We start from the raw sequence: 13154 nt of genomic DNA, 5'->3' as shown, positions 1-13154 counted from the left end.
TGCACCGCCCCAGCGCCTCCCCCCCGATCAGCCCACCCGGCCCCAGGCCACCCAACCCCATGATGACCTGCGCCGCGGCCTGGCCCGCCGCCTGCACGAAACTTCCGGCCGCCAAACCCCGAAAGGCCCCCCGCCTCACTCCCCACATCCGAAACGCTTGGAATACCCCGGCGCCCAGCAGACTCGCGGGAAGCACCCACAGGTATCCGGCCACCCTCGGATCCCCCAAACGGGCTGCCAACCACGGCCCGCCCAACCAGACCCCCGCTCCCACGACGAGCGAGCACCCGGCCGTGGCCGCGAGTGCAGTCGAAAGCACCTCGGCGGCCTCGTCGTCATCCTCGGGCAGGTGGATCGCCAAATCCAACCGCAACCCGACAAACACCGAGACCACCGCGACCAATGAGGCATACACGGAGAAGATTCCGAAGGCGTCCGGGGCGTAGAGGCGCGACAAAACGGGCGCCACCGCGAGCGTCAGCGCCTGCGAAGCCGCCGTCCCCCCGGCGAGGGCGGCCACAGCCCCCCTAAAGCCCAAGGTCCTTTTCTTTTCCATTCCCGGCCCGCACGCCCCTCACCGCCCCTTCGTCATCGCCCAAGCCCCCGGCGGAGGGTGGGTCCGTCCATTCCGGCGTCCGCACCTCGCCGAAGCTCCTTCGGCATTCGGCGCCTCCGGAGGCACACCCCCGACCGATCCTTCCCGGTCCAAAGCCCTCACCCGCCGATTCCCCGTCTCGACGCAGACCCCCGCCCTCGCGGCTCCCTTCCCTCTTCTTGTGACCTTCTCCTCGGAGAAGGAGTTGCCCCTCCAAGTCAGGGCCCGTGCCGGGCGTACAAAAAGGTGGGCGACCCTTTTCGGGTCGCCCATCCGTACACTCTCGGCTTGCGCCGGGAAGGGACCGCCGAAGCGGCCCCTTCCCGCTGCCAGACCGATTAGTTCTTCCACCAACCCGCCTGCTCGCCTTCCTCCGGCGTGAGGACGGGGACGTAACGCTTGATGGGGCTCCCGAGCACGTTCATCTGCATGGCCGTGGCCCGGACCTTGGTCGGATGGGCCGCCACCGTGAACCACAGCGCCCCGCGCTCCGACAGACCACCCGGGCCACCCGTGAAGGTATACCCAGCCGCATCCATGGCCGCGCGGATGTCTTCAAACTTGTACATGGTGGTCTGGTTGGCGGGCGCGGACGAGGGCAACTGGAAGCCCGTCACGTTGTTGCCCTGGTCGGTCACGAGATCCACCCACACCTCCGCGTCGGCGCTGCTCGTGTTCGTGACGATGATGAAAGTCTCGTAGTTCGTGGTGTCGAGGTTGACATAGGGCACCAGGAACTGGGCGCCGTTCGGCCGCCAGGTGTGGGAAGCCTCCGGACCGTAGCTCAGCGTCGTGCCCGAACGCGGTTGACCGCTCTTGTTCGAACCGCCGAAGCCGCTCAGGAACACCACGTCGAGCCCGAGTTCGAAGTCGTCGGTCACGATCACCTCGGTACCGTTCACGGTGATGACCACGTCGTCGGTCACGGTGCTGTCGAGATTTGCCTTCACGTCAATCGGCGGGGCAGCGAGAAGATTTACGTCCGCATCATCAGCCGTGGCAGTACCGAACTCCGCGAAAACGCCCGTAATGGCACTCTGGAGCGAACCGCTCACGGAAGCAAACGACATGGTGGCTTCGTCGGCGTGGATACTCGGGGCGATCGCGTCCTCCACGTCCGGATTCACGGTCCAGGTGAACGTGGCGGCGGACGCGGTGAGGTCCGTGTCGTTCGCCGACGTCAGCACGTCGTCGGCAGCGCCCTCCTCCACGAACGTGTACCGCGGCTGGACGGCGGAAAAGATGTCGATGGTGGAGGTGGCCTGGGTCACGGCGAACTGGAACTGGGTCTCCACGTCGAAGAGGGTGTTCGAGGCATCGGCGGCCGTGATCTTCTCGGGCAACCCGGTCACCGACGAGATCCGCCACAGGTCCACCGCCACGTCCACCGTGTCCCCATCTCCCAGACCGGGATCGACCCAGATCTTGGGACTCGCACCGGTCGTCGTCACCAACTGGTACACGAGGCCGGGGCTCGTCGTGAAGCCGCTCGAGAGCACCCGCAGCCGGGCGGTCTCCTTGCGCCCGTCGTTGTCCAGGTCCTCGTAGGTCACCGCCCCGATGTTGATCGGCAGGGTCTCACCCGGAGTACCGTCCCCATCCACGTCGGCGGGGTTCCCATACTCACCCTCCACCAACTGGAGCGCCAGCGTCTGCGTTTCGTCCCAGGTGGCGTTCGTGAGCATGAACCGCAGGTCGTCGCCGGCGGCCAGGCCCGAGTCGTTCTTGTACCGCAAGATGTTGTCGACGTATCCGCTGACCGTCGAGAAGTCGTTCCCCAGACCGGTGTTCCCGTCCAGATCCACCAGATACTCGTCCGTGCCGTTCATGACCTCGGCCGGAAGGGTCATCTCACCGTTGTACGTTGCCGTCGGATCGCCGATCCCGACCCCCGACGCCGCGAGGGCCGGGGCCGACCCCATCGCCACAGCTGCCAGACCAGCCAGCCATACCCATTTTTTCGTCATTCCCGTTTCCTCCTTAGGTTACACTGCGTTGAACCAACTGCCCTCCCGGACCTCCCGGGAAACTGCCAGCATCCCAAACCTCCCTTTTCCCTCGTCCCCGCGTCACCTCCTTTTTGTCTTTGTTTCTGTTCGAAAACACGGACACCACCTAGGCCCCGTCTATGGCAAGGGGCTCTCATACGGAGAGCGCCCCTGGTACCCCACACAAACTTGGCGAAGAACTTTACTCCGCCCCCCCACCAGTGTCAACCCTTCCCTCCCCGGTTTCATTGACGATTGTATCGGCAGCCTCGACCCCACACTTTAGTCCTTATCGGCCGCCCCGTTCTCTACCCCCGCCTCCGACAGGTGCCGGAACGCCTCCAGAAAGTCCCTGCGCGACCTCGCGAGATCGTCGAGCGTCGCCACCACCCGCGGCGTCAGCGCCACCACGAGCTCGGTGTCCTTGGCGCCCCGCGAGTCGGTGCGAAACAGCCAGCCCAGAAACGGCAGGTCCCCCAGGAACGGCACCTTGCTTCGCGACCGGCTCTGGCTGCGGGAGATGAGCCCCCCCAATACCACCGTTTGGCCCGTAAACGCAACCACCTCGGTCTGCATGCTCCGGTTCAGGATAATCGGGGAACTGATGGACGAAAGGTTGTTTGTCTGGGCCTCGCTCACCTCGACCGAGAGTTCCAAGGTGACCGCGCCCTGCTCGTTCACGGTGGGGGTCACGGTGAGGCCCACCCCGGTGGACCGGTACTGCACGGTGCGCACGAGCCCGCTCGACCCCTCGACCACCACGTCGGCGCTCGTGGCCTCCGAGGTCACCACGGGAACCTCGGTGCCCACCCGGATGCCGGCGCTGCGGCCGTCGCGCACGAGGAGCCGGGGGCTCGACAGAATCCGCACCCGGTCCTGGGAGGCCAGGGCGTTGAGGAACAGGCGGAAGTCGCCGGAGTCGGCCACCAGGGAGTACCCGAGCCCCCCCGCCACGAGCCCCAGGTTCCCCAGGGTGCCCACGGTGTGCGACGCCCGGCCGGCCCCGAACTTCAGGTTCCACTCCAGCCCGAGGCTCAGGTTGTCCGACAGGGTAACCTCGGCGATCGTGGCCTCCAGGAGCACCTGGGCCGGCATGCGGTCGAGTTGCTCGAGAACCCTCAGGACCCCCCTGTACTCCTCGTCGGTGGCGTAAAAGATGAGGGCGTTTTGGTTCTCGTCGGCCACCATGCGAAACCCCCCGTCGGCGGAGATTTCGTCCTGCCCCGCCTGCGGCCTTCCGGCCGGCGGCGCGCCGGCCGGCCGTTCCCCCTGGTTCTCCCGGGAGGCCGCGGGCAGGGCCACCCGGCCGCCCTCGATCAGCGCGGAGAGGGAGCCCCCCAGGTCGGTCGCCCGCCGGTTCCTGGGGCGGTAGATGCGGTACTCCCGGGTCTCCCCCACGGGCGCCCGGTCGAGGACCTCGACCCACTCGCGGACGCGCCCGAGCCACTCCCGCTCCGCCGCGAGCACGAGCACGCGCCCGGTCTCCGGAAGCGGGGCCAGAAACACGCCGGCATCCTCGGGGCCCGAGGCCACCGGCACACCTTCCACCCTCAGCACGTCTCGCAGGCGCCCCACCAGGTCGGAAACCCGCAGGAACACCGGGGTCACCAGCGCGGCGTACCGCCCCCGCAGGGCGGGCCGGTCGAGCACCCGCACCACGTCGAGGTAGGCCGCAACCTGCTCCCGCTCCCCCCGGAGCAGGAGGGCGTTCTCGCCCCGCACCACCTCCACCTGCACCCCCTGCACCCGGGGGAGCAGGGGCATCACCCGAACCGCCGACGCGTAGCGCAGCGGCACGACCTGGGCCACCGGACCCGGGCCCGGGGGGAGGTCGTCGGGCCCGCTCCCGATGCCGAACCGGGGGACCCCGCCGCCCGCGCCCTTGGGCGCGATCAACACGACGGGGCCGTTCGCGACCACCTCGATATTGGCCGAGGCCAAAACCCCCACGGCGGCCCGGTAGAGGTCCCGCGGGCTCACGGGTTCCCGGAAATGGAGCGTCACGGGGCTCCGGTTCGAGGCCACCCGGGGGTCGAGAATGTAGTTGAGCGCCAGGAGCTCGCCGAACACGTACTCCACGAACCGGGGCACCGGAAGCCCGTCGGCCGCAACGGTCAGCACCGGCTCGTCGCCCAGGAGCGCCTCGGGCCCCGAAAGCGCCCGCTCCGGCTCGGTGCGGGCCTCGGCCGGGGCCTCCCGCACCGTCTCGAACCGTGGGGCCGGCGAACCTGCCCCCCCCCCGGCCGGGGCCCCGGGGGCCGGGACGCCCTGGGCGTCGTGCACCCGCAAGGCCAACGGAACCTCCTCGTCCCGGGGCCCCATACCCGCGCACCCGGCGAGCAGGCACGCGATCGCCCCCGCGCATCCCAGCACCGTTCCGAGGAACTTCGGTCGGCGGTCGGCGGTCGGCGACCGGCGGTCCACGGGTACGGGCCGCGGCGGTCCGCCGTGCGGCCGGAAGCGGCGCGTTCTTGCGTTTGCGAGCAGGCTGCCCCCTGGGCCAGCGGAGCCTCGATCCGTCATCGTTCCTCCCTGGGAAACACCCTCTCCTCGAACTCCCGCCCGGTCTCGTCGGCGAACCGAACCCCCCACGGGGTGATCTCGACGACGCGGTACGCCCCGACCCGGTCCCCCGGGGCCACCCGGACCCACCCGGACTCCCCCGCCGCCTCCACGACGGCCCCGCGCTCCCCGGCCCGGTCCCAGACACCGCGGACGCGGAGTCGGGGCTGGGCCTGGGGTTGGGGTTCCGACTCCCGGCTGGCACCGGCCCCGGCCGGGCCCGATGCCTCCGCCCGGCCCCGGCTGGGGTTTCCGGTTCCCACGGGCCAGAGGGGGCCGTACTCGGGCCGCGGATCCGGATCGCCCGGCGGGCCCGCTGGGAGTCGGGGGACCGCCACCTCGCGCGGCCCAAGCGGGGGCGGGGGCGAGGCGAGCCGGGTCCACAGGCCGTGGAGATCCCAGGCGCCCGCCAGGATCGCCAGGACCGCCACGAGGAGGAGCGGCCTCACGGCTCCCCCCCGGGGTTCCCCGCCCAGGCCACGATGCCGGCCGAGAACCGCACCACCCCTTCCCCGGCGCCGGGCCGGAGCACCAGGGTTTCCACCCGTCCGCCGGGCCGGGCGCGCTCCGCGTTGGCCAGAAACGCCATGCACCGGGGCAACGCGGCCTGGCCCGACACGGACGCCGACACCCTCCACAGGCCCTCGTGTTCGGCCAGCACCACCTCGACCCGCCCCACCGAGACCCCGGCATCCTCGGCCCACTGCCGCACCGCCCGCTGGAGCCAGATCCTCGCGTCCTCGGGTGAGTCGGCGGACGCGAGCCGACCCCGGAGGTCCCCGTAGGCCGTGCGGGCCGCGGCGAGCGCCTCGTCCACCGCGCCGGCGGCCTCGGCCCAGGCCCGGGCCTTCGCCACCCGCTGCTTGACGGCCTCGACCCGGGCGACCCCCTCCTCGGCCCGGCGCCAGAGGGGCAGGGCCACGAAGCGCAGCACCGCCAGGCCCACCACCGCGGCCATGCCCCACCGGCGCAGGGCACCGTTGGCTCCCGACGGGCTCACGGCGGCGCCCCGTAGAGAAACTTCACCGCGAACCGGTCGAGGCCGGCCCCCTCGTCCCGCACCACGCCCCCTTCGAGCTCGATCCCCGACACCCCCTCGACGCCCCGCAGCACCTCGAGCAGCGCCACGGCGTCGGGGCACACCCCCCGCATCCGCACCACGGTTCCGGCGACCTGGAACTCCCAGAGCTTGGTGCCCTCGGGCAGGACCCCGTCGAGTTCGTTCACGAGCGCCACGACGCTGCGGTCCTGGGCGAACACCGGGCCCAGGGCGGCGATGCGCGCCTCCAGCGCCCCGAGTTCGTCCTTTCTCCGGAGCACCTCGGCCAACCGGGTCTGGGCGGCGCGCTCCTCGGCCTCCCACCGCGCGACGGCCCGGTCCACCACGGCGGCGCGGCCTGCGGCGTACGCCGCGAACGCCAGGGGCACCCCCACCAGGACGACCCGCCCGAGCCGGGGCGCCCCCGCGCGGGCCTCGGGCCGGGGTCCCCGGAGGAACCGGTTCCACCGCCGCACCGGAACCCCCGCCACGGCGCCCGAAAGCCAGCGGAAAAACGCATCGTCCTCGCCCAAGTGGTGGTGGGGGCAGTCCGCCGCCTCCCCGCCCACCATCCGGCGGACCTCGTCCTCGCCGATCTCCCCCCGAAACCCGACGCCGCGCACCCATCCCTGCGCATCTTTGAACACGTAGCGGGTCCGGCCCCCCACGCGCCAACTCACGAGCACCGGGCCCGGCGGGCCGGCCTCCGCGACCACGGCGCTCTCGGGCACGGCAAGCCAGGCCCCCCGGCGCAGGCGTTCGGTCCACCCCGTCCGGAACGCCCAGGCGTTCACGCGGACCCGGTCGGCCTCCCAGCGCTCGCGCCACGCCACCCGCTCCACCGGGAAGGGGCAGTGGGCCCTCACCTCCCAACCCACGGCTCCCGCCAGGTCCCGGCGGGAGGTGGGGGGGAGATCCCCCAACCACTCGCGGCACCACCCTCCCCCGACCACGACGGCCCGGGCGGCCACGGGGGTGGACGGGCGCAGCCCCTTCCGGCCCAGGATGCCCTCGGCATCCCCCACGTACCCCCACCGCAGCAGGCGGCCCGCGGTGAACCGGGGGCTCACCGCCGCCACTCCCAGATCTCGAGGGGCCCCGCCAACCAGGGTTGGGCCGAGACCAGGACCTCGAGCCGCTCCCGCGCATCGCCGACCTCGGCCTCGGACACGACCCGGACCTTCCTCACCGGCTCGTCCCACAGGTCCTCCGGCGCGGACGGGCCGAGCACGCCGGCGACGCGACGGGCGTCGAGGACGCCGCTCGCCCGCAGGTCCGACAGGGCGGCGGCCACGTCGTCGCCGTACAGGACGCCCCAAACCGCCGGATCCATGGCCGCCACCCGGGCCAGGGGCGCCCCCCAGTACACCACGCGCTCCCGCACGTCCTCGTACCGCTGCGGGGACACCCCCAGCACCAGCAGGAGCTCCTCCTTGGTCTGCAGAGGGGCGTTTCGGGGGGTGTACGGGAGCCCCCGGCTCCGATACTCCCAGGCCTCGGCCCCGTTCAAGCGCTTGAGATCGTCGGGGTCCGCCCAATCGGCCACGGTGTCCCTCGCCCGAAACCCGCTTCGATCCGTGTCATCCCCGCCGGCATCCAGGAGGGCCGCCACGACGGTGGGTTGCAGGGCCACCGACGGAACCGCGTCCAGGGACCAGATCCGCACCCGGGCTTCCCCCCTCCAGTCCTTCGGCGTCCCGTCGGACGGCCAATCCCCCACCGCCTCGGAGTCGGACCGGAACAGCCCGCCGGCCCGGGGGGCGGTGGCCACGGCGAACACCGCCGCGCTGACGCCGGAGTAGGCCCCGAGCATGGCCCGCGCCTTGTCGAGCGCCGCCCCGGCGGCCCACACCCTCGCCCTCGCGGCCGCGAGCGCGAGCAGCACCGCCGCCGCGGTGGCCGCCACGATGCCCAGCACGAGCGGCAGGGCCGTCCCCCGCGTGCCCCGGGCCGCTCCCTCACTCGCCACAGAAGAACTCCCGCTTCCGGTAGTTCGAGCCCCGCACGGGCACGGTCCACTCCCATTCGCCGGCCTCGCCCCGCACCCGGATCCGGATACGTTCCGGAAGCCGCAGGTACCGGGCTCCGTCCCAGTCCCTTCCCTCGCCGCGAACCGCCTCGAACCGCACGTCGTCGCCGGTGAACACCTCGCGGGTCGAGCGGATCCCCTCGTAGGAGAACTCGACCCCCCGGATCCCCTCGAACACGGGCACCTCGTACGCCGGTTCCGGCCGGTCGCCGGCCGAACGGAGAAACCACCGTTCCATGGGGCGCTCCCCGTACACGAGACTCCCCCTCCGCGCATCGTACCAGAGACGTGCCCAGGCGGGCACGCCGGGCGCCGAGACCGCGTTCAGGGTGACGAAGGTGAATCCCGTCCCATCGCCCTCGAAGTAGGGCACGCAAGGCCTCGTCTCGGGGCCCCCCGCGGGGGCGACGTAATAGTCGAAAACCCCCTCCAGCGCCTCGGCGACGAGCCAACGCACCCGCACCCGGTCGAGGGAGGGGGCGTCGCCGCCCCGGCTCAGAAACCCGACCACCTGCTGCAACCCCGCGGTGGCGAGCCACAGCACCGAGGCGAGGATCGCGAGGGAGACCAAGACCTCCGGAATCGTGAAGCCGGCCTCGCGGCCCCGCCCCGTCACCGGGGGTGCCAGACGCATTCGTCGTACCGGAACGCGCGGCCGCGCCCCGGGCCCGCCGCGACCGTCAGGGTGACCCTCACGAGTTCCAGCACGTGGCCGCCTACCCTCCGCCCCCCCTCGAACTCGTCGGACTCCGCGAGGAGGTTCGGCGCCGCGGCCACGGGTTCCGTGCTCCATTCATAGGTCATTTCGCGGATCGCCCCGGTCCCTTGCCGTTCCCCCTTCTCCAGGCGCTCCCGAACCGCCCAAACGATGGGCTGGATCGTCTCCGCCACGGCCAAGGCCTCCCGCGCCCGGGTCCTCGCCTTCGCGGCGACGCGCAGGGCGGTGACCGAAGCGAGCGCCACCAGGGAGACGATGGTGAGAGCGGTCACCGCCTCGATGAGGCTCACCCCCTGCTCCGACTTACGGGGCCGACCGGTTCCCGTGCGCATCGTAGGTCGTTCCGTCGAGGACACGCCCGCCCTTGGCGAACAGGTGGAGATCCCAACCCCCGTCCGAGGCCTGCACCCGCAGGGCCTCCCCGTCCGCCAAGACTCGGCACGGCGTTTCCCGGACGAACGCCGCGAACGAGGCGGTCGGGCCCGCCCAACTCCCGGCCAGGCGTTCGAGTCGGCGATCCACGGCCCGGTGCACCCGTACGGCCTGGGGTCCCACCAAGGCGGCGGTAAACGCCACGAGAGCCAAGACGATCAGCAGTTCCACCAACGAGAACCCGCCGGGGGCGGAGACCCGATCAAAACGCCACATCGGTCATTCCGAGGATTCCCGAGACCAGCGCCACCGCCACCCCCCCGACGATCAACCCGACCACCGTGATGAGAACGGGTTCGATCAACCCCGTGGCCTTCACGAGAGAGTCCTCGAGTTGCTGCTGGGTCTCTTCGGCGATCCGTGCAAAGGTTTCGGCCAGACGGCCCGCCTCCTCCCCGACCTCCACCACCCCCTCCCACGCCGGATCGAGGAGTCGGACGGCCACCAGGCCCCGGGACAGCCGCTCCCCCCGCGCCACGCCCTGACGCACGGTGGCTGCCGCCGCGCGCATGCGCGCCGTGGGCAGCAACTCGCCCACGACCCGCAGCGCCTCATCCACCCGGAGCCCGGCCCCGAGGAGAAGCGAAAGAGAACTCGCCACCCGAAACGCGGTGGCCGTGGAGACCACCCTTCCGAGCCGGGGGAGGCGCGCCACGAGTTCGAGCCCCCCCTCCCGGACCCTTTTGTTCCGGAGGGCCCTGCCGATCGCGAAGGCCGCCGCCCCCGCGGCCGCCGCCATCGCCCAGCCGTAGCGGCGCAGGAACCCTTCGGCGGCCAGGAGCCACGAGAGCCCTCCCCCCGCCTCCCCCGGTGCGAGGGCGGCGAACCGGGGAACGACGTACAGGGTCAGAAACCCCACGGTGGCCACCGACACCGCGCACACCGCCAGCGGGTACACGAGCGCTTGGCCCACCCTCTGCCGCAGCCGCCGTCGGAGGGTGAGCTCCTCCTCCAGCTTACGCAAGGCCGGCCCCAGCCGCCCCGACGCCTCGCCCACCGAAACCGCCGCCAGGACCGCCGCGTCGAAGGCCTCCGGATGGGCCGACAGCGCCTCGGCGATCCCGGCCCCCCCGCGGACCCGATGCGCCACATCCTCGGCCACGGGTCCCATCGCCCCGCGCCCCAAGCTGGTGGCCACCGCCTCGAGGGCCCGGTCGGGCCGTACGCCCGACTCCACGAGCACCCGCAACCGGGACACGAACTCCAGGGTGTCCTGCGTCCCCACCCGGGCAGACCGCCGGCCGGCCCGTTTGGCGCCCTGCCGGCCCCGGTCCGCGTCGAGACTCACCACCCGCAGACCCCGGCCGCGAAGCAGCCGTGCGGCTTCGGCCTCGTCGGGCGCCTCGATCCGCCCCTCGCGCACGGCCCCCTCGGCCGTGTACGCGCGGTACACAAACTCACCCACGGTCGATCACGTCTCCCAACACCCGGGCCAACTCCGCGGCGGAGGTGCGGCCCTCGAGGACCCGTGCGACGCCCTCCCGGGCCAGGGTGGGCAACCCCCGCCCGACCATCCAACGCCGCACGCCGTCCGCAAAGCCGGGCCCCTTCTCCATGGACCGGAGTTCCTCCCCGTACGGAAGGTACTCCCCGATCGCAAACCGCCCCGCGTACCCCGTGCCCCCGCACCGCTCGCAGCCGGCCGGCACCCGGACACCGGCGGGGTCGAGGCCCAGTTCCGCCGCCCACCGGTCGAGGGGGAGGCCCGCCCAGCCCTTGGGGTCGTTCCCGCAGGGAACGGCGCAGTCGCACAACCGCCGAAGGAGACGCTGGGCCAGAACCGAGAGCAGGGCCGCGTCCACCATGTAGGATTCCGCGCCCAGATCCACGAGGCGCACGTACGCCGAGGCCGCGTCGGTCGTGTGCACCGTGCTCAACACCAGGTGACCGGTCACCGCCGCCTGGAGCACGGTGCGTGCGGTGGTCCGGTCACGGATCTCCCCGACCAAAATGACGTCGGGGTCCTGCCGCAACACGCTTCTCACCACGTCGCCGAAATCGTACCCCAGGTCGGGGCGCACCTGGACCTGGGTGACCCCGTCCATCTGGTACTCGACCGGATCTTCGATCGTCACCACCTTCACCTGCTCTTTCGGCACCTCTCGCAGCAGGGCGTACAAGGTGGTGGATTTCCCGCTCCCCGTCGGCCCGGTCACCAAGACGAGCCCCCCGGTCTGCGCGACGTCCCGACGAAGCGAGTCGCACAGATCTCCCCGAAACCCCAGGGCGTCGAGCCGGAGCATCGCGTCGTCCCGCCCGAGGAGTCGCAGGACCACGGTCTCGCCGTGGACGGACGGCAGGGTCGACACGCGGATGTCCACCGACCTGCCCCCGAGCATCGTCGCGATCTTGCCGTCCTGCGGGATCCGGCGCTCGGCGATGTCCATCCCGGCGAGCACCTTGATTCGGGAGGTTACCGGAAGCTGCATCGACTTGGGCAGATACTCCAGGGTCCGCAGCACGCCGTCCACCCGGAACCGAACCCTCACCACCTCCCGTGACGGCTCGAGGTGGATGTCCGAAGCCCGTTCCTGCACCGCCCTGGAGATGAGGCTGTTCACCGCGCGGACGATCGGGGCCTCCGACGCCAACTCCCGGAGCCGCTCCACCTCGTCTTCGTTCCACTCGCCGGGGCGAAGGTCGTGCGCCTTGCCCTCCCCCAGCACCTCGGCCAGCGCCTGCGCGGCGTCGTCGAACCCTCCGCGCGTACACACCCAGATCCGGAACGATCCCACCCCCTCCGAGAGGTGCTCGTACACCTCCAGCACCAGCGGATCGTAGGTCAGGACGACGGCATCACCCTCTGGGCTCCGGCCGACCCACAGGTAACCGTTTTCCTTCAAGAAGGAGACATTGACCGACTCGGGGGGCGGCTCCAGGGAGACCTCCTCTAGGGCGGACGGATCGAACTGGTCCACAAACCTCAGCCCCAACTGCTCGGCCAGAAGCTCGGCCAGTTGGTCCTCGGTCAGCAGGCCCATGTTGACGAGGATGGATCCGATCCTGCCGCCGTATCGCTCCTGGTACGACAGGGCCTTCGCGACATCGGCCTCCGAGATCCCGCACCTGTCGACGCAGAGTTCACCGAAACGGGGCACTACCTCACTCCCAACTGCCGATGTCCGCGGCGTTGCCCTCCCCGCCCGGCTGCCCGTCCGCACCGAGCGAGATGATGTCGTAGTCCCCATGGTCTCCCGGCACTTTGTACAGGTAGGGGTTTCCCCATGGATCCTTCGGGATCTCTTTCGGAAGATAAGGCCCGTCCCACCCGGGCTCGGTCGAATGCCGCAACTCCTCGAGGGACCGCGGATAGCGTCCCACGTCCAGCCGAAACGTGTCGCAAGCGGTTGCGAGCATCTCGATCTGGGCCTTCGCCGTTTTCACCTTGGACGATTCGAGCTTGGAAAACAGGCGGGGGCTCACTAGCGAAGCCAACAGACCGATGATGGCCACGACGATCAAGATCTCAATCAGGGTAAAGCCCCGGAAACGGAGCGTTTCTCCCTCCTCTGCGTTCGAGGCCGATCGCCCGGGGAACGGGAAATCCCTTCTCCCCGTTCTCACGCCGGCTCCGGTATTCTCCATGGCCCTATCCTCTTTTCCGCCCGGCGCACCTGGGGCACGGGCCGGTCTCCCAACGATTCGCAACACCACTCCCTCCCAAACCTCCTCTCCGTTCTCGCTCGTTCTTCTTACTTCACCCCGGCCGCCCCATCAACTGCTCCGCCCGGACGGCGTCCTTGATGCGCTTCACGTGGCCGCGGCCGAGGCCCTTGACCTCGCAGCCGAGT

13 protein-coding genes are annotated in these 13154 nt (G+C 71.1%); all 13 read right to left on the bottom strand.

Annotated elements, in window-relative coordinates:
• On the bottom strand, positions 1-538 hold a 538-nt coding region (locus ACYQ8L_RS16760), incomplete at its 3' end, for a lipopolysaccharide biosynthesis protein (RefSeq protein ID WP_459942961.1).
• Positions 539-933: 395 nt separating this feature from the next.
• Positions 934-2562 (bottom strand): hypothetical protein, encoded by a 1629-nt coding sequence (locus ACYQ8L_RS16755; protein WP_459942960.1) that lies wholly within the window; start codon positions 2560-2562, stop codon positions 934-936.
• A gap of 303 nt (positions 2563-2865) precedes the next feature.
• The gene (locus ACYQ8L_RS16750; protein WP_459942959.1) at positions 2866-4878 is read right to left on the bottom strand and encodes a secretin N-terminal domain-containing protein; all 2013 of its coding nucleotides are present in this window, start codon (positions 4876-4878) and stop codon (positions 2866-2868) included.
• Between the two features lie 224 nt (positions 4879-5102).
• Positions 5103-5594: a hypothetical protein gene (locus tag ACYQ8L_RS16745; RefSeq protein WP_459942958.1), complete on the bottom strand. Its 492-nt coding sequence runs from the start codon at positions 5592-5594 to the stop codon at positions 5103-5105.
• Positions 5591-6145: a hypothetical protein gene (locus ACYQ8L_RS16740; protein ID WP_459942957.1), complete on the bottom strand. Its 555-nt coding sequence runs from the start codon at positions 6143-6145 to the stop codon at positions 5591-5593. The genes ACYQ8L_RS16745 and ACYQ8L_RS16740 overlap by 4 nt, the downstream gene beginning before the upstream one ends.
• Positions 6142-7254, bottom strand: a complete 1113-nt coding sequence (locus ACYQ8L_RS16735) for a hypothetical protein (RefSeq protein WP_459942956.1) — start codon at positions 7252-7254, stop codon at positions 6142-6144. The genes ACYQ8L_RS16740 and ACYQ8L_RS16735 overlap by 4 nt, the downstream gene beginning before the upstream one ends.
• Positions 7251-8153, bottom strand: a complete 903-nt coding sequence (locus ACYQ8L_RS16730; RefSeq protein ID WP_459942955.1) for a hypothetical protein — start codon at positions 8151-8153, stop codon at positions 7251-7253. Before ACYQ8L_RS16730 ends, ACYQ8L_RS16735 begins: the two co-directional genes overlap by 4 nt.
• Positions 8143-8847, bottom strand: coding sequence for a PulJ/GspJ family protein (locus ACYQ8L_RS16725; RefSeq protein ID WP_459942954.1), 705 nt, complete (start codon positions 8845-8847; stop codon positions 8143-8145). The genes ACYQ8L_RS16730 and ACYQ8L_RS16725 overlap by 11 nt, the downstream gene beginning before the upstream one ends.
• Complete coding sequence (locus ACYQ8L_RS16720; protein WP_459942953.1) at positions 8826-9221, bottom strand: hypothetical protein; 396 nt, start codon at positions 9219-9221, stop codon at positions 8826-8828. Before ACYQ8L_RS16720 ends, ACYQ8L_RS16725 begins: the two co-directional genes overlap by 22 nt.
• 13 nt (positions 9222-9234) lie before the next feature.
• Complete coding sequence (locus ACYQ8L_RS16715) at positions 9235-9579, bottom strand: prepilin-type N-terminal cleavage/methylation domain-containing protein (protein WP_459942952.1); 345 nt, start codon at positions 9577-9579, stop codon at positions 9235-9237.
• Positions 9566-10768: a type II secretion system F family protein gene (locus ACYQ8L_RS16710; RefSeq protein ID WP_459942951.1), complete on the bottom strand. Its 1203-nt coding sequence runs from the start codon at positions 10766-10768 to the stop codon at positions 9566-9568. The genes ACYQ8L_RS16715 and ACYQ8L_RS16710 overlap by 14 nt, the downstream gene beginning before the upstream one ends.
• Positions 10761-12461 (bottom strand): GspE/PulE family protein, encoded by a 1701-nt coding sequence (locus ACYQ8L_RS16705; RefSeq protein ID WP_459942950.1) that lies wholly within the window; start codon positions 12459-12461, stop codon positions 10761-10763. The genes ACYQ8L_RS16710 and ACYQ8L_RS16705 overlap by 8 nt, the downstream gene beginning before the upstream one ends.
• 4 nt (positions 12462-12465) lie before the next feature.
• Complete coding sequence (gene gspG, locus ACYQ8L_RS16700) at positions 12466-12948, bottom strand: type II secretion system major pseudopilin GspG (protein WP_459942949.1); 483 nt, start codon at positions 12946-12948, stop codon at positions 12466-12468.
• Positions 12949-13154: the final 206 nt, after the last annotated feature.

This window comes from Deferrisoma palaeochoriense, from assembly GCF_054656955.1.
The sequence above is the reverse complement of the archived record's forward strand: the minus strand, read 5'-3'. Positions and strand labels throughout refer to the sequence as shown.

Excerpts from the sequence above, each read along its gene's own strand:
- gspG (WP_459942949.1), bottom strand. The coding sequence starts at position 12,948 with ATGGAGAATACCGGAGCCGGCGTGAGAACGGGGAGAAGGGATTTCCCG.
- ACYQ8L_RS16725 (WP_459942954.1), bottom strand. The coding sequence starts at position 8,847 with ATGCGTCTGGCACCCCCGGTGACGGGGCGGGGCCGCGAGGCCGGCTTC.
- ACYQ8L_RS16755 (WP_459942960.1), bottom strand. The coding sequence starts at position 2,562 with ATGACGAAAAAATGGGTATGGCTGGCTGGTCTGGCAGCTGTGGCGATG.
- ACYQ8L_RS16715 (WP_459942952.1), bottom strand. The coding sequence starts at position 9,579 with ATGTGGCGTTTTGATCGGGTCTCCGCCCCCGGCGGGTTCTCGTTGGTG.